This window comes from Leclercia sp. J807, from assembly GCF_009734465.1.
Classification (GTDB): Bacteria; Pseudomonadota; Gammaproteobacteria; order Enterobacterales; family Enterobacteriaceae; genus Enterobacter.
The window spans coordinates 842,072-858,085 of record NZ_CP046446.1 but is presented as its reverse complement, the minus strand read 5'-3'; the positions used below and the strand labels follow the sequence as shown (position 1 = coordinate 858,085).

Annotated in this window: 16 protein-coding genes, 2 tRNA genes and 1 rRNA gene; 8 read left to right on the top strand and 11 right to left on the bottom strand. The window is 54.4% G+C overall.

All coding sequences use genetic code 11. The features are described from left to right. Window positions 1-92: 92 nt before the first annotated feature. The 4 genes from GNG26_RS03965 to gmhB form a co-directional block, all read right to left on the bottom strand. Window positions 93-168, bottom strand: a tRNA-Ala gene (locus GNG26_RS03965). Window positions 169-204: 36 nt separating this feature from the next. Next, a tRNA-Ile gene (locus tag GNG26_RS03960) sits at window positions 205-281 on the bottom strand. Between the two features lie 70 nt (window positions 282-351). Then, window positions 352-1,891 (bottom strand): 16S ribosomal RNA (locus tag GNG26_RS03955). A gap of 359 nt (window positions 1,892-2,250) precedes the next feature. After that, on the bottom strand, window positions 2,251-2,823 hold the full coding sequence (gmhB, locus tag GNG26_RS03950; RefSeq protein WP_156237853.1) for a D-glycero-beta-D-manno-heptose 1,7-bisphosphate 7-phosphatase: 573 nt from the start codon (window positions 2,821-2,823) through the stop codon (window positions 2,251-2,253). Window positions 2,824-3,010: 187 nt separating this feature from the next. Between gmhB and metN the strand changes: the two genes are divergently transcribed. The 6 genes from metN to proS all read left to right on the top strand — a co-directional run bounded on the left by metN (window position 3,011) and on the right by proS (window position 8,589). Continuing rightward, window positions 3,011-4,042 (top strand): methionine ABC transporter ATP-binding protein MetN, encoded by a 1,032-nt coding sequence (gene metN, locus GNG26_RS03945; RefSeq protein ID WP_103178359.1) that lies wholly within the window; start codon window positions 3,011-3,013, stop codon window positions 4,040-4,042. Then, a complete protein-coding gene (locus GNG26_RS03940) occupies window positions 4,035-4,688 on the top strand; it encodes a methionine ABC transporter permease MetI (protein ID WP_039030285.1) in 654 nt (217 codons plus the stop codon). Before metN ends, GNG26_RS03940 begins: the two co-directional genes overlap by 8 nt. Before the next feature lie 39 nt (window positions 4,689-4,727). Next, window positions 4,728-5,543, top strand: coding sequence for a methionine ABC transporter substrate-binding lipoprotein MetQ (metQ, locus tag GNG26_RS03935; protein ID WP_039030286.1), 816 nt, complete (start codon window positions 4,728-4,730; stop codon window positions 5,541-5,543). A 107-nt stretch (window positions 5,544-5,650) separates the two neighbouring features. Then, on the top strand, window positions 5,651-6,055 hold the full coding sequence (gene rcsF, locus GNG26_RS03930; protein ID WP_103178358.1) for an Rcs stress response system protein RcsF: 405 nt from the start codon (window positions 5,651-5,653) through the stop codon (window positions 6,053-6,055). Beyond that, window positions 6,052-6,759 carry a tRNA (N6-threonylcarbamoyladenosine(37)-N6)-methyltransferase TrmO gene (tsaA, locus tag GNG26_RS03925; protein WP_156237852.1) on the top strand — a complete coding sequence of 236 codons (708 nt, stop codon included), beginning with the start codon at window positions 6,052-6,054 and terminating at the stop codon, window positions 6,757-6,759. Before rcsF ends, tsaA begins: the two co-directional genes overlap by 4 nt. 111 nt (window positions 6,760-6,870) lie before the next feature. After that, a complete protein-coding gene (gene proS, locus GNG26_RS03920) occupies window positions 6,871-8,589 on the top strand; it encodes a proline--tRNA ligase (protein ID WP_156237851.1) in 1,719 nt (572 codons plus the stop codon). 41 nt (window positions 8,590-8,630) lie between these two features. Here the strand turns inward: proS and nlpE are convergent, their stop codons facing one another. The 3 genes from nlpE to GNG26_RS03905 are packed head-to-tail and all read right to left on the bottom strand — an operon-like array spanning window position 8,631 to window position 10,328. Next, window positions 8,631-9,329 (bottom strand): envelope stress response activation lipoprotein NlpE, encoded by a 699-nt coding sequence (gene nlpE, locus GNG26_RS03915; protein ID WP_156237850.1) that lies wholly within the window; start codon window positions 9,327-9,329, stop codon window positions 8,631-8,633. A 34-nt stretch (window positions 9,330-9,363) separates the two neighbouring features. Then, window positions 9,364-9,786: an alternative ribosome rescue aminoacyl-tRNA hydrolase ArfB gene (gene arfB / locus GNG26_RS03910; RefSeq protein WP_103178353.1), complete on the bottom strand. Its 423-nt coding sequence runs from the start codon at window positions 9,784-9,786 to the stop codon at window positions 9,364-9,366. After that, window positions 9,783-10,328, bottom strand: coding sequence for a YaeQ family protein (locus tag GNG26_RS03905; RefSeq protein ID WP_156237849.1), 546 nt, complete (start codon window positions 10,326-10,328; stop codon window positions 9,783-9,785). Before GNG26_RS03905 ends, arfB begins: the two co-directional genes overlap by 4 nt. A 198-nt stretch (window positions 10,329-10,526) precedes the next feature. On the opposite strand from GNG26_RS03905, the gene GNG26_RS03900 reads away from it, so the two are divergent. Continuing rightward, window positions 10,527-10,727: a YaeP family protein gene (locus GNG26_RS03900; RefSeq protein ID WP_103178351.1), complete on the top strand. Its 201-nt coding sequence runs from the start codon at window positions 10,527-10,529 to the stop codon at window positions 10,725-10,727. Further along, window positions 10,714-10,974 carry a Rho-binding antiterminator gene (rof, locus tag GNG26_RS03895; RefSeq protein ID WP_039030294.1) on the top strand — a complete coding sequence of 87 codons (261 nt, stop codon included), beginning with the start codon at window positions 10,714-10,716 and terminating at the stop codon, window positions 10,972-10,974. Before GNG26_RS03900 ends, rof begins: the two co-directional genes overlap by 14 nt. 28 nt (window positions 10,975-11,002) lie before the next feature. Here rof and tilS read toward each other — a convergent pair whose 3' ends face one another. From tilS to accA, 4 genes are all read right to left on the bottom strand, one after another. Further along, window positions 11,003-12,295 (bottom strand): tRNA lysidine(34) synthetase TilS, encoded by a 1,293-nt coding sequence (gene tilS, locus GNG26_RS03890; RefSeq protein ID WP_156237848.1) that lies wholly within the window; start codon window positions 12,293-12,295, stop codon window positions 11,003-11,005. 62 nt (window positions 12,296-12,357) lie between these two features. Continuing rightward, complete coding sequence (locus tag GNG26_RS03885; RefSeq protein WP_103178348.1) at window positions 12,358-12,747, bottom strand: VOC family protein; 390 nt, start codon at window positions 12,745-12,747, stop codon at window positions 12,358-12,360. A 59-nt stretch (window positions 12,748-12,806) separates the two neighbouring features. Beyond that, window positions 12,807-14,945 (bottom strand): lysine decarboxylase LdcC, encoded by a 2,139-nt coding sequence (locus GNG26_RS03880; RefSeq protein ID WP_114387905.1) that lies wholly within the window; start codon window positions 14,943-14,945, stop codon window positions 12,807-12,809. Between the two features lie 100 nt (window positions 14,946-15,045). Beyond that, window positions 15,046-16,005, bottom strand: coding sequence for an acetyl-CoA carboxylase carboxyl transferase subunit alpha (gene accA / locus GNG26_RS03875; protein WP_103178346.1), 960 nt, complete (start codon window positions 16,003-16,005; stop codon window positions 15,046-15,048). Window positions 16,006-16,014 lie beyond the last annotated feature (9 nt).

The following is a 16,014-nucleotide window of genomic DNA, read 5'->3' as shown; positions in this document are numbered from 1 at the left end:
AATTTTCAGCTTGATCCAGATTTTTAAAGAGCAAAACTTCGCAGCGCACCTTCGCAGGTACACTCTGAAGTTTTCAGGTTGTGCAGTAAAGATGGTGGAGCTATGCGGGATCGAACCGCAGACCTCCTGCGTGCAAGGCAGGCGCTCTCCCAGCTGAGCTATAGCCCCATCGTGGTCAATCTCTTCAAATTTGCATCGCAAATTTGGTAGGCCTGAGTGGACTTGAACCACCGACCTCACCCTTATCAGGGGTGCGCTCTAACCACCTGAGCTACAAGCCTGCAGAGATTTTTTACTGCTAATTTTCATCAGACAATCTGTGTGAGCACTGCAAAGGCAGGTTCTTTAAGGTAAGGAGGTGATCCAACCGCAGGTTCCCCTACGGTTACCTTGTTACGACTTCACCCCAGTCATGAATCACAAAGTGGTAAGCGCCCTCCCGAAGGTTAAGCTACCTACTTCTTTTGCAACCCACTCCCATGGTGTGACGGGCGGTGTGTACAAGGCCCGGGAACGTATTCACCGTAGCATTCTGATCTACGATTACTAGCGATTCCGACTTCATGGAGTCGAGTTGCAGACTCCAATCCGGACTACGACGCACTTTATGAGGTCCGCTTGCTCTCGCGAGGTCGCTTCTCTTTGTATGCGCCATTGTAGCACGTGTGTAGCCCTACTCGTAAGGGCCATGATGACTTGACGTCATCCCCACCTTCCTCCAGTTTATCACTGGCAGTCTCCTTTGAGTTCCCGGCCTAGCCGCTGGCAACAAAGGATAAGGGTTGCGCTCGTTGCGGGACTTAACCCAACATTTCACAACACGAGCTGACGACAGCCATGCAGCACCTGTCTCAGAGTTCCCGAAGGCACCAAGCCATCTCTGGCAAGTTCTCTGGATGTCAAGAGTAGGTAAGGTTCTTCGCGTTGCATCGAATTAAACCACATGCTCCACCGCTTGTGCGGGCCCCCGTCAATTCATTTGAGTTTTAACCTTGCGGCCGTACTCCCCAGGCGGTCGACTTAACGCGTTAGCTCCGGAAGCCACGCCTCAAGGGCACAACCTCCAAGTCGACATCGTTTACGGCGTGGACTACCAGGGTATCTAATCCTGTTTGCTCCCCACGCTTTCGCACCTGAGCGTCAGTCTTTGTCCAGGGGGCCGCCTTCGCCACCGGTATTCCTCCAGATCTCTACGCATTTCACCGCTACACCTGGAATTCTACCCCCCTCTACAAGACTCAAGCCTGCCAGTTTCAAATGCAGTTCCCAGGTTGAGCCCGGGGATTTCACATCTGACTTAACAGACCGCCTGCGTGCGCTTTACGCCCAGTAATTCCGATTAACGCTTGCACCCTCCGTATTACCGCGGCTGCTGGCACGGAGTTAGCCGGTGCTTCTTCTGCGAGTAACGTCAATCACTGCGGTTATTAACCACAATGCCTTCCTCCTCGCTGAAAGTACTTTACAACCCGAAGGCCTTCTTCATACACGCGGCATGGCTGCATCAGGCTTGCGCCCATTGTGCAATATTCCCCACTGCTGCCTCCCGTAGGAGTCTGGACCGTGTCTCAGTTCCAGTGTGGCTGGTCATCCTCTCAGACCAGCTAGGGATCGTCGCCTAGGTGAGCCATTACCCCACCTACTAGCTAATCCCATCTGGGCACATCCGATGGCAAGAGGCCCGAAGGTCCCCCTCTTTGGTCTTGCGACGTTATGCGGTATTAGCTACCGTTTCCAGTAGTTATCCCCCTCCATCAGGCAGTTTCCCAGACATTACTCACCCGTCCGCCACTCGTCACCCGAGAGCAAGCTCTCTGTGCTACCGTTCGACTTGCATGTGTTAGGCCTGCCGCCAGCGTTCAATCTGAGCCATGATCAAACTCTTCAATTTAAGTTTGATGCTCGTGAATTAAACTTCGTAATGAATTACGTGTTCACTCAGAGACTTGGTATTCATTTTTCGTCCGAGGACGTTAAGAATCCATGTCACTTTGAGTGCCCACACAGATTGTCTGATAAATTGTTAAAGAGCAGTGCAACGCGGCTTTCGCTCACCGTTGCAAGGTGGCGTATATTACGCTTTCCTCTTTCAGAGTCAAGCGATTATTTTCGCTTTTCTCTTCAACCGGCCCGGCTGTTAGTGTGAAGTGATTCACATCCGCCGTGTCGATGGAGGCGCATTATAGGGAGTTCTCCGGCGCTGACAAGCGGAAAACGACAATTTTATTTCAACCGCTCACCTTTTCGCCATTATGCCTGGTTTTGCTGCTTTTTGATGGTTGCCGGCAGCACTGCCAGACTATTAATCACGCAATCCGCTGCATTTTCCGCTTCAGGCGTGACAGGCTTACCAGTACGCACAAGAATTTTATGACCCACGCCTGCCGCGGCAGCTGCCTGCATATCTTCCAGTTTATCGCCCACCATATATGAAGCGTTCATATCTATATGAAGGAACTCTTGTGCGGAAGTGAGCATACCCGGGTGTGGTTTTCGGCAATCACAGGTCTGGCGATACTCGTCTACGGTTCCCTGTGGGTGATGTGGACAATAATAGATACCGTCCAGATCAACGCCGCGATCCGCCAGTGACCAGTCCATCCATTCCGTTAAGGTCTCAAATTGTGCTTCGGTGAATTTACCGCGCGCGATGCCTGACTGGTTGGTGACGACCACCAGCGCAAATCCCATCTCTTTTAATTCACGCATGGCTTCAATAACGCCATCAATGAATTCAAATTCGTCTATCTCATGCACATAACCATGATCGACATTAATTGTGCCGTCACGATCGAGAAAAATTGCGGGTACTGATTTTGCCACCGGTTTGCTCCTGAATAGGGATGTCTGCGTAGTATCTCATGTTTCACTGCGCAAGAAAGTGCTCATCGCGCAGAGTTGGATTGATTTAGACGTCTGGATGCCTTAACATCCGTTTTGTTGACGGTCATCGCCCGTATCAGGCAGCAGAAAATGCCACGGCTAACTTACATACGATAAAAATAATCTAATGATTAAACTTTCGAATATCACCAAAGTGTTCCAGCAAGGGAACCGTACCATTCAGGCGTTGAACAACGTTAGCCTGCATGTTCCGGCTGGACAGATTTATGGCGTCATTGGCGCCTCAGGTGCAGGTAAAAGTACGCTCATTCGTTGCGTTAACTTGCTTGAACGCCCGACCGAAGGTCACGTTCAGGTTGATGGTACGGAACTGACCACGCTTTCAGAAGCAGAACTGACTAAAGCCCGCCGCCAGATTGGCATGATCTTCCAGCACTTTAACCTGCTCTCTTCGCGCACCGTGTTTGGCAACGTTGCCCTGCCGCTGGAGCTGGATAACACGCCCAAAGACGAAATTAAACGTCGCGTTACCGAACTGCTGGATCTGGTCGGTCTGAGCGAGAAGCACGACACCTTCCCGGCCAACTTGTCCGGCGGACAAAAACAGCGCGTGGCGATTGCGCGTGCGCTGGCCAGCAACCCAAAAGTATTGCTCTGTGACGAAGCCACCAGCGCCCTGGATCCGGCAACAACCCGCTCGATTCTGGAGCTGTTAAAGGACATTAACCGTCGACTGGGGCTGACCATTCTCCTTATTACGCACGAGATGGATGTGGTTAAGCGCATCTGCGACTGTGTGGCGGTGATAAGCCAGGGTGAACTGATTGAACAAGACACCGTCAGCGAAGTGTTCTCGCATCCGAAAACCCCACTGGCGCAGCAGTTTATTCAGGCCACGCTGCATCTGGATATTCCGGAAGACTATCTGGCACGTTTAAAGGCGCAACCAGAAGCAAACAGCGTTCCGATGCTGCGGATGGAGTTTACCGGCAAGTCAGTTGATGCCCCGCTGCTGTCTGAAACCGCCCGCCGCTTCAATGTGAATAACAACATTATTAGCGCGCAGATGGATTACGCCGGTGGCGTGAAGTTCGGCATCATGCTGACTGAAATGCACGGTACGCAAGAAGATACGCAGGCGGCGATCGCCTGGCTGCAAGAGCATCATGTAAAAGTTGAGGTACTGGGTTATGTCTGAGGCAATGATGTGGTTGCTGGCACGTGGCGTTTGGGAAACGCTGGCGATGACCTTCGTATCCGGCTTCTTCGGTTTTGTTATTGGCCTGCCGGTGGGCGTGCTGCTGTACGTCACCCGTCCGGGTCAGATTATTGAGAACGCAAAACTTTACCGCACGCTCTCCGCGCTGGTGAACATCTTCCGTTCCATTCCCTTCATCATTCTGTTGGTATGGATGATCCCCTTCACCCGCGTTATTGTGGGCACGTCCATTGGCCTGCAGGCTGCCATCGTCCCCCTGACCGTGGGTGCTGCGCCGTTTATCGCCCGTATGGTTGAGAACGCGCTGTTAGAGATCCCGTCGGGGCTGATTGAAGCGTCCCGCGCGATGGGTGCGACGCCGATGCAGATTGTACGCAAAGTCTTACTGCCAGAAGCCCTGCCAGGTCTGGTCAACGCGGCCACCATCACGCTGATTACTCTGGTGGGTTACTCAGCGATGGGTGGTGCGGTAGGCGCCGGCGGTCTGGGACAGATCGGCTATCAGTATGGTTACATTGGCTACAATGCTACCGTTATGAATACCGTGCTGGTTCTGCTGGTTGTACTGGTTTATCTCATTCAATTCTCTGGCGATCGCATCGTCCGGGCTGTTACGCACAAATAACGTTACACAACACAAACTCGACGAGTTAAGGATAAAAACATGGCGTTTAAATTTAAGACCTTTGCTGCGGTAGGCGCGCTGATCGGCTCTCTGGCACTGGTAGGTTGTGGCCAGGACGAAAAAGATCCAAACCACATCAAAGTGGGCGTTATCGTCGGTGCGGAGCAGCAGGTTGCAGAGACGGCAGCGAAGGTGGCGAAAGAGAAGTATGGCCTGGACGTGGAGCTGGTGACTTTCAACGATTATGTTCTGCCTAACGAAGCGCTGAGCAAAGGCGATATCGATGCTAACGCCTTCCAGCACAAACCGTACCTGGATCAGCAGATCAAAGATCGTGGCTACAAGCTGGTTGCGGTAGGCAATACTTTCGTTTACCCAATCGCGGGCTACTCCAAAAAAATCAAATCATTAGAAGAACTGCAGGACGGTTCTCAGGTAGCAGTACCTAACGATCCAACCAACCTTGGTCGTTCCCTGCTGCTGCTGCAGAAAGTAGGTCTGATTAAACTGAAAGATGGTGTTGGCCTGCTGCCGACCGTTCTGGATGTGACCGAGAACCCAAAAAACCTGAAAATTGTTGAACTGGAAGCGCCACAGCTGCCACGTTCTCTGGATGATGCGCAGATCGCCCTGGCGGTTATCAACACCACTTACGCCAGCCAGATTAACCTGACGCCAGCGAAAGACGGTATCTTCGTGGAAGACAAAGACTCTCCGTACGTTAACCTGATCGTTACCCGCGAAGATAACAAAGATGCGGAAAACGTGAAGAAGTTCGTGCAGGCTTACCAGTCTGATGAAGTTTACCAGGAAGCAAACAAAGTCTTTAACGGTGGTGCAGTTAAAGGCTGGTAATCTTACCTTTGTGTAATATCATTCAGGACGGGCGTAAGCCCGTCTTGTCATTTATGCAGGCAACTGATTCAATATCTGACGATTTGATTATTCATTGAGGAAATAATATGCGTGCTTTACCGATCTGTCTTTTAGCACTGATGCTGAGCGGTTGTTCTATGCTAAGCAGATCTCCTGTTGAACCTGTTAAAAGCACAGCAACCCCGCCGAAAGTGGAGCCTGAAAAGCCAAAAGCACCACGTCCTGCGCCGGTCAGAATCTATACCAAGGCTGAAGATTTAGTGGGTAAACCGTTCCGCGATCTGGGTGAAGTCTCCGGCGAATCTTGCCAGGCTACCAACCAGGATTCTCCTCCAAATATTCCTACTGCGCGTAAACGCATGCAGATCAATGCCTCTAAAATGAAGGCCAATGCGGTTCTGCTGCACAGCTGCGAGGTCACCAGCGGCACACCTGGCTGCTATCGTCAGGCCGTTTGCGTAGGTTCAGCCCTTAACGTCTCGGCGAAATGAGTGCATTCCAGTTCGAGCAGATAGGCGTTATTCGCTCACCCTATAAAGAGAAGTTTGCCGTGCCACGCCAGCCTGGTCTGGTGAAAAGCTGTAGCGGCGAACTTCACTTGCTCGCGCCGTATAATCAGGCCGATGCCGTGCGCGGACTGGAAGCGTTCAGCCACCTGTGGGTGCTGTTTATCTTTCATCAGACCATGGCTGGCGGCTGGCGCCCTACTGTGCGCCCACCTCGTCTCGGCGGTAACGCCCGAATGGGAGTGTTTGCCACACGCTCGACCTTTCGTCCAAACCCTGTCGGTATGTCGCTCATCGAACTGAAAGGCATTCGCTGCCAGAAAGATCAGGTGATTCTGGAGCTTGGCAGCCTGGATCTGGTGGACGGTACACCCGTAGTGGATATCAAACCTTATCTGCCCTTTGCCGAAGCCTTGCCGGATGCGCGTGCCAGCTACGCCCAGCAGGCCCCCCAGGCAGATACGCCGGTCTGGTTTACCGATGCGCTCACCCCCCAGTTGATCCAGCTGGAAAAGCGCTATCCTCGCCTGCAGGAATTTATCATCGACGTGCTGGCCCAGGATCCCCGTCCAGCCTATCGCAAAGAGGAAGAGGCAGGGAAAACCTACGCCGTCCTGCTGCTGGATTTTAACGTTCGCTGGCGCGTTACCGCGGCCGGCTTCGAAGTGTTTGCCCTCGAGCCTCAGTAATTTTATCCTCTTCTCTTTTGGCATCTTTGCCACACTGGTAAACTAAACCACTTTTTTTGTGTCAGGCTGCCGGTCAGCCTGTTCCACTCTTCGAAATGGAACCGTAACAACATGCGTACTAGCCAATATCTGCTCTCCACTCTGAAGGAGACACCTGCCGACGCCGAGGTGATCAGCCACCAGCTGATGCTGCGCGCCGGGATGATCCGCAAGCTGGCCTCCGGGTTATACACCTGGTTGCCGACCGGCGTGCGCGTCCTGAAAAAAGTCGAAAACATCGTGCGTGAAGAGATGAATAACGCCGGTGCTATCGAGGTGTTAATGCCGGTAGTTCAGCCCTCTGAACTGTGGCAGGAGAGTGGTCGCTGGGAGCAGTATGGTCCGGAACTGCTGCGTATTGCCGATCGTGGCGATCGTCCATTCGTTCTCGGCCCAACGCATGAAGAGGTCATTACCGATCTGATCCGCAACGAGCTGAGCTCATACAAGCAGCTGCCGCTGAACTTCTTCCAGATCCAGACCAAATTCCGTGATGAAGTGCGTCCACGTTTTGGCGTCATGCGCTCTCGCGAATTCCTGATGAAAGATGCTTACTCTTTCCACACTTCTCAGGAATCGCTGCAGGAGACCTATGACAAGATGTACGAAGCGTACAGCAAAATCTTCTCCCGCATGGGGCTGGATTTCCGCGCCGTTCAGGCTGATACCGGTTCTATCGGCGGTAGCGCATCCCATGAGTTCCAGGTGCTGGCACAGAGCGGTGAAGACGATGTGATCTTCTCTGACTCCTCTGATTACGCCGCGAACATTGAGTTTGCAGAAGCTCTGGCGCCAAAAGCACCGCGTGCTGCGGCAACCGAAGAGATGAAGCTGGTTGATACACCAAACGCGAAAACCATCGCCGAGTTGGTTGAGCAGTTCAATCTGCCGATCGAAAAAACGGTTAAAACCCTGCTGGTGAAATCCACCGAAGGCAGCGCCTACCCGCTGGTTGCTCTGCTGGTCCGTGGCGATCACGAGTTGAACGAAGTGAAAGCCGAGAAGCTGCCACAGGTTGCAAGCCCGTTAACCTTCGCAACGGAAGCGGAAATCCGCGCTGTCGTCAACGCCGGCCCGGGTTCCCTGGGTCCGGTGAATATGCCTGTTCCTGTTGTGGTTGACCGCACGGTTGCCGCGATGAGCGACTTCTCTGCTGGCGCGAACATCGACGGCAAACACTATTTCGGCATTAACTGGGATCGCGACGTCGAGACGCCAGAAGTGGCGGATATTCGTAACGTGGTGGCAGGCGATCCAAGCCCGGACGGCAACGGCACCCTGATGATCAAACGCGGTATCGAAGTCGGGCATATCTTCCAGTTGGGTGATAAATACTCCCGCGCGCTGAACGCCGCCGTTCAGGGTGAAGATGGCCGTAACCAGATCCTGACCATGGGCTGCTACGGTATTGGGGTGACCCGTGTGGTTGCTGCTGCTATTGAGCAGAACTACGACGAGCGTGGCATTGTCTGGCCGGACAACATCGCTCCGTTCCAGGTGGCGATCCTGCCGATGAACATGCATAAGTCCTACCGTGTGCAGGAGCTGGCGGAAAAACTCTACAGCGAGCTGCGTGCGCAGGGTATCGAAGTGCTGATGGACGATCGTAAAGAGCGCCCAGGCGTGATGTTTGCGGATATGGAGCTGATCGGCATTCCGCACACCATCGTGATCGGCGATCGTAACCTCGACAATGACGAGATCGAGTATAAGTATCGTCGTAACGGTGAGAAGCAGATGATCAAAACCGGTGACGTGCTTGATTATCTGGTGAAAGCCATCAAGGCGTAAGCCATAAAAAAACCCCGCTGATACGGGGTTTTTTATTGTCGCTATTTGCTGTCGCAGTTTTTGCCCGCTTCAAAGCGGGCGTCTCTGTCCGGTACCAGCATTTTGACTTTTTCAACACTGTCCGGATTGGCCTCAAGAGTAAAATGTCCGTTCACGGTGAGCAGCACCGGTTTCGTATCATTTCCGCGCGCCGCCGCGTAATCTCGCTCCAGCTGCGCGTTATTCGCCACGCTCACCTTTTTGCCGGTGGCACAGTCGGTGAAGCTCGCCGCATCGGCCATATAGAAATACATGCCGCGCATCGCCATTGGCGTTGATGGCAGGGCTGCGTTAACGGGCGCCAGCGTGTAGTTAAACTGCGACTCAATCGGATTCCCTTCCCGATCGAGCATCTCCAGCCCTTCGCCTTTCGCCCGGAAATAGTGCTTTTCGCCCTGCGTATCCGTCAGCACCAGCTTATCCGCTGTTCGCGCCCAGCTGCCGTAGCTGGCGAAAGAGGAAGGCGCTTTTGCCCCCTGATAATGTTGATTCATTACCCAGGTGCCATCTTTTTCCAGAAACAGTGAGGTTTCGATACCTTCGCAATCGGCGCAGGGTAAAACTCCCCGCCAGCTCTGCTGCATCGGTTTTAGCGCCTCTTCATGGGCTGGCTCCAGCGCCTGTACTTCTGCCCGGTTATGACATCCCATCAGGATGACCAGCGCACCTGCAGCCACCACTGAAAATATTGCTGTTTTCACATCAGATTCCTTTTCTCAACCCGCCTGCTCCCCGTTAATCCTGGGGACCTCGAACTTTGCCACGCAGTGCTTTGACGGTCGATTTTTGTGATTTAGAAGCCAGACGGCGCTCTTTCGATGCGCGTGTCGGGCGGGTTGCCCGCCGGCTTTTTTGCACTGCCGTTAACTCTTGTATTACCGCCACCAGCCGGGCAAGCGCGGCTTCCCGGTTCATCTCCTGGCTGCGGTATTCCTGCGCCTTGATAATAATGATGCCGTCAGAGGTGATCAGATGATGGCTGGCGGCGAGCAGGCGCTCTTTATAATACTCTGGCAGGCTGGATGCCCGAATGTCAAAGCGCAGATGAATCGCCGTTGAGGTTTTGTTCACATGCTGGCCCCCTGCTCCCTGGGCGCGGATCGCGGTGATCTCCACTTCATGATCGGGCAGGGCGACGGTTCGGGACACTACGATCATGAACGGGACTGCCAGGCTTCCGGATGAATTTCCAGATTATTCTCAGCATCCGACAGCCAGATGGCGCCATCCTGAATGGTTGCCTGCAGAATCATGGTTCGACCGGCAAATGCGCTCAGCCTAGCCAGTTGATCATCATCCAGATACCAGACAGACAGGTTGGCAAACTGGGCGCACTTATTCTTGTTCTGCTGCCACCAGATCTCCGCTGCGCGGCTGTTGTAGGTAAAGAGCGCCACTTCAGCAGATTGCGTGCAGGCTTTCTTAATGCGACGCTCATCCGGCAGGCCCAGCTCAATCCAGAGATCGATACCCAGATGATCGTTAAGCAGCCAGGCTTCCGGCTCGTCTTCCGCACTTAACCCGCGGGTAAATTGCAGGCGCTCATTGGCGTACTTAATCCATGCCAGCAGGCGCAGCATCATGCGCTCTTGCGTTTCGGAGGGATGACGCGCCAGCGTCAAGGTCGCATCCAGAAACTGATTGCGGTCTAAATCCGCCACATTGACCGCGGCTTTGTAAATTGTCGCTTTAAGCGCCATGAGAGAACTCCTTTCGAATCAGGTGCGCATTGTAGCGAAATCTCCGCCAAAAGGCTGTTACAGGCTTGAGAATGTCTGCGACATCAACCTGCTGATATTGCTTAAATGAGTATGGTATAGTCACCTTGCTAAACCGAGTTTATCTTCGTAGGCTTAATGGTATCTCACAGTAAAGTCAGTGCGCTGGCAGGAGGGGATGTGGATAATTATTGTGAGCTAATTCGCAAACGGTATGCGGAGATTGCCAGCGGCGATCTGGGGTATATCCCCGATGCGTTGGGCTGTGTATTGAAAGTTCTGAATGAAATGGCGTCGGATGACACGCTTTCAGAATCGGTCAGAGAAAAAGCAGCATATGCTGCTGCGAATTTACTGGTGAGCGATTATGTCAATGAATGATACCTATCAACCTATTAACTGCGATGACTACGACAACCTCGAACTCGCCTGCCAGCATCACCTGCTTCTTACGCTGGCGTTAAAAGATGGCGAAGTGCTGAAGGCCAAGGCGAACGATCTGGTTTCCCGTAAGAACGTGGAGTATCTGGTTGTGGAAGACGGCGGCGCAACGCGCGAACTGCGTCTCGATAAAATAGCCAGCTTCAGTCATCCCGAAATCGGCACCGTTGTGGTGAGCGAGTCCTGATCCTGTGTAACGGGCAGTCTGCTGCCCGTTACGTTTTCCACTCCAGCTCTACACCCCGATCCGCTTCAGCCGCCCCTTCATGCGTTACAAACGCCCCCGCCGCCGCCGCCAACGTATCTCCGTAGAATAGAAGCGGCGTGCTGTCCCGACGCCAGGGCGCAACGTTGAGTTCCTGCCAGATTTTTTTGATCTTGCGTCCGCCGTTTCGCCCGACAATGTGCAGCGTACCGCTGGCGCGAAAGCGCACCGTCACGGGCTCATCTGCCCGCGGCAGTCGAAGAGCGCCCCCCGCCTTGAGATGAAGCGTACCCAGCCCTTCTGGCAGAGAGAGGGGCCGATCCAGCAACGGCCAGTCGATAACCCGATCGGCCAGCGGGGCGTGGACTTTCACCCACCACAGCTGACCGCGAAAGCGACGGATCTCCCCTTCGCCGGAACGCAGCCGCGGTGCCGCATCTTCCCGGGCCAGCACCACCTCATCCCAGATGCGATTAAGCATGGCGCGTGACGGCATTAACGCCCCGTGCAGCGCCAGCCATCGGCGCAGCAACGCGGCCCGGCGTACCGTACTCATCGCCTGCAGCGGCGCGATAGCCAGCGCCCCGTCCGGAGACACTAAGGTTGAAAGCTCATCTGCCAACAGTTCATCCAGCAGGTGCTCCTGCTCCGCGCACAACGTGGCACTGCGGGAGGTGGCCTGAGCAAAATGCGGCCAGCGCTCTGCCAGCAGCGGCAGGACGCGCAGACGCAAAAAATTGCGGTCATAGCTGTCGTCCAGGTTGCTTTCATCCTCAATCCAGCGCAGATCCCAACGCTGGGCCCAGACCAGTAGCGAGTCTCGCGTTTCACCAAGAAGGGGACGGATTTGTTCAGTACCGGCAAAACGCGCCCGTGCGGGCATGGCCGACAGCCCTGCCGGGCCGCTGCCGCGCTTTAGCGCCAGCAGAAAGGTTTCACACTGATCGTCCAGATGTTGCGCCGTGACCAGCGCTTCATCCGGCAACAGGGCCTCACGAAAGGCGGCATAACGCGCTTTACGCGCCTGCGCCTCCAGCCCCAGCCCCTCCTCCGCCAGCGTTACCCGCGCCACGATCAGCGGGATATTCCACTGCTGGCACAGGTGCTGGCAATGGGCGACCCAGCTGTCGGCGTGAGGGCTCAGGCCGTGGTGGATATGGATAGCACGCAGTTCGAGGTCAGGCTCCTGTTTCCGCCACAGCATAAGCTGATGCAGCAATACGGTGGAATCCAGGCCACCGCTAAAGCCCACCAGCAGTCGGCGGTACGGGTGAAGAGCTTGCTGAAGGTCGGCTGTGGTCATCGTCGTCATTTATCCAGAAAGGTGCCCGGCACGTTACCGGGCATTCCCTGGCGAGGCAAGCGTTACTGCTGGTAGAGCTCCAGCGGCAGGCCATCAGGATCGTTAAAAAAGGTGAAGCGCTTTCCGGTGAAGGGATCGATACGGATGGCTTCGCACTTAACACCGTGGGATTCAAGATGCTCTACCGCCTGGTCAATGTCATCCACACTGAACGCCAGATGACGTAAACCGCAGGCTTCGGGCCGGGACGGACGCGCCGGCGGGAAAGGGAACGAAAAGAGCTCAATGACATACTGACCATTCAGCGCCAGGTCGCCTTTCCAGGAATCACGCTCTTCGCGATAAAACTCACTTTGCAGGGTAAAACCCAGCGTATCGCAGTAAAACGCCTTACTGGCGGCATAGTCGGTGGCAATGATTGCAATGTGATGAACCTGCTTTAAACCCAGCATAGCCTCTCCTTATTGGTGTGCCTGAACGTTATATCCGAACCCCCTTGCCGTGCAAGGGGTCATGACGCTTTTAAGACCCGTACCCGGTAGATGCCGTTTTCATCCCGTTTGGCACCGTGGATGTCGGTTTCAAAACCGGGATAGTGACGGCCAATCGAGCAGAGCATTAACAGGAAATCGAGAACCGCCCTGCTCTTCTCGGTGATCATCTCGCCGGGCATAAGCAGCGGCACACCAGGAGGATAAGGGAGGATCATATTGGCTGACACCCGGCCAACCAGATCCTCCAGATCGACCGTCTCTACCTCTCCCTTCACCTGACGCTGCCAGGCGTGATGCGGGGTGAGCTTCATTTCTGGCAGGACATCAAACGCCTGCAGCATCAGTCGCGGCAAGTCGTGTTGACGAATGAGCTTGTGAATGCCTTTAGCCAGATCCTGAATACGCATGTTGCGGTAGAAATCGGGATCTTCAGCATAGAGATCCGGCAGCATGTTCTTGACCCGCAAATTCAGATCGTAGGCGCGCTTAAACTCCATCAACCCGCGCAGCAAACCCATCGCCCGGGTTTTGTCGATACCGATACTGAACAGGAAAAGCAGGTTGTACGGCCCGGTTTTTTCGACCACCACGCCGCGCTCATCAAGGAATTTCGCCACCAGCGCCGCGGGGATCCCCTCTTCACTCATCACTCCCTGCTCGTCCATACCCGGCGTGAGAATGGTGACTTTGACCGGATCGAGGAACATATGATCCTCATCGGCATCGCGGAAACCATGCCAGCTCTCGCCCGGCGCCACCGGCCAGCATTCAGCTTCGTCAATGTCGTCCGGCTGCCAGATATCGAAGAACCAGCCGTCGGCTTCATCTTTAAGGCGCTGAACCTCTTTGCGAAAATGCAGGGCGCGCTCAACGGAGCGGTTGATCAGGCGCTTACCGGGATTACCGCGCAGCATCGCCGCCGCAGTTTCAATGGAAGCCACCAGCGGATAGCTGGGCGAGGTGGTGGTGTGCATCATAAAGGCTTCATTGAAGGTATCTTCATCGTATTCGCCCTTAATGTGGATCAGCGAGGCCTGAGAAAACGCAGCCAGCATTTTGTGCGTGGACTGGGTTTCGAAGAACACTTTACCCGGCAGGCGTTCACCGCTCATCCCGCTCTTTCCGGCATAGATCGGATGGAAATTGGTATAGGGGACCCAGGCAGAATCAAAATGGATGGAAGGCACATCGAGAGTCTGTTTCACCCAGTTGGTGTTGTACAGCAGGCCGTCGTAGGTGGAGTTGGTGATCACCGCGTGAACCGGCCAGCTTGCGCCCGGCACGGCTGCCACTTTGCGCTCTATTGCCGCATGAGAAAATTCCCGGCGCGGGATCCCGCCCAGAATGCCCAGCGCGTTGCGGGTCGGCGACAGCCAGAGCGGCACCACGTCACTCATCATCAGCAGGTGCGCCAGAGATTTATGGCAGTTGCGGTCGATCAGTAAAGTGCTGCCGCCCGGCGCGGCGTACATGCCAACGATCTTGTTCGACGTCGAGGTACCGTTGGTCACCATATAGCTCTGCTCGGCACCAAAAGTGCGAGCGATATACTCTTCGGCTTCGAGATGTGGGCCGGTATGATCCAGCAGCGATCCCAGTTCCGTCACCGAGATCGACACATCTGCCTTCAGCGTGTTCCCGCCAAAGAAGTCATAGAACAGACAGCCCACCGGGCTTTTCTGATACGCGGTTCCCGCCATATGACCGGGGGTACAGAAGGTGTACTTCCCCTCTTTTACGTAGGTGAAAAGGGCGCGGGTAAACGGCGGAGTAATGGTATCGAGGTACTCGCCGGTATATTGCTGAATGCGGGTCGCAATATCCTCGGCCACGCCCAGTGAGTACTCGAAGAACCACAGTGCCATGCGCATATCCTGGGCGCTGATATCCATCGTGGAGTGAGTATTGATAAAGGCGTAAAGCGGCAGGTATTCATTGAGTTGGTTGATGTCGCTGCACAACTCCATATCGTACTCGTCCCAGTCGAAGATGACGCCGCAGATACGGGGGTTATGTTCAATAAACTTCAGTAGATCGGCGCTGTTTTGCGGCCAGATAAGTTGAAACCCGCGCGATGCCAGCGCCTGCTCCAGCTCCTTGATGGGTTCGTCTTTATAAAAGACGCCGTGCGGCCCCATAATGGCAATGATGTTCACGGTTTACCTCCTTAAAAAACATTAGCTAAGCATAGTTGAGGTAAACCATGGACATAAAAAAAGCCGCAACAGGGTGCGGCTTTTAAGATTATTGCGTAGCTTACGCGTAGCCGTAGCTCATCAGACGCTGGTAACGACGGTTCAGCAGATCTTCTTTGCTCAGCACGTCGAGATCAGCGAGGTCAGCCAGCAGCTGCGCCTTCAGGGAGGCGGCCATCACTTCTGGCTTACGATGCGCGCCACCCAGCGGTTCCGGGATAACGGTATCGATCAGCTTCAGCTCTTTCAGGCGAGGAGCGATAATGCCCATCGCTTCCGCAGCCATCGGGGCTTTATCGGCGCTTTTCCACAGAATGGAGGCACACCCTTCCGGGGAGATAACGGAATAGGTGCTGTACTGCAGCATATTCACTTTATCGCCCACACCAATGGCCAGCGCGCCACCGGAACCACCTTCACCGATAACGGTGCAGATAACCGGCACGCTTAAACGCGACATTTCACGCAGGTTACGGGCAATCGCTTCAGACTGACCACGCTCTTCCGCGCCCACACCAGGATAGGCTCCCGGGGTGTCGATGAAGGTGATGATCGGCATGTTAAAACGCTCGGCCATCTCCATCAGACGCAGGGCTTTACGATAACCTTCTGGTGCTGGCATCCCGAAATTGCGGCGAATTTTTTCTTTGGTTTCGCGCCCTTTCTGGTGGCCAATAATCATCACCGGACGGCCGTCAAGACGCGCAATCCCGCCAACGATAGCTTTATCGTCAGCGTATGCACGATCACCAGCCAGTTCGTCGAATTCATCAAACGCCAGGCGGACATAATCCAGGGTGTACGGACGCTGAGGATGGCGAGCCAGTTGAGCAACCTGCCATGCGCCGAGATCGGCAAAGATTTTACGCGTCAGTTCTACGCTTTTTTCACGCAGACGATGCACTTCTTCGTCGATGTTAATATCCAGTTTTTCATCCTGACGGCCCACGGCAGTCAGAGAATCGATTTTCGCTTCCAGCTCTGCAATCGGCTGTTCGAAATCAAGGAAATTCAGACTCATAGTATTCCT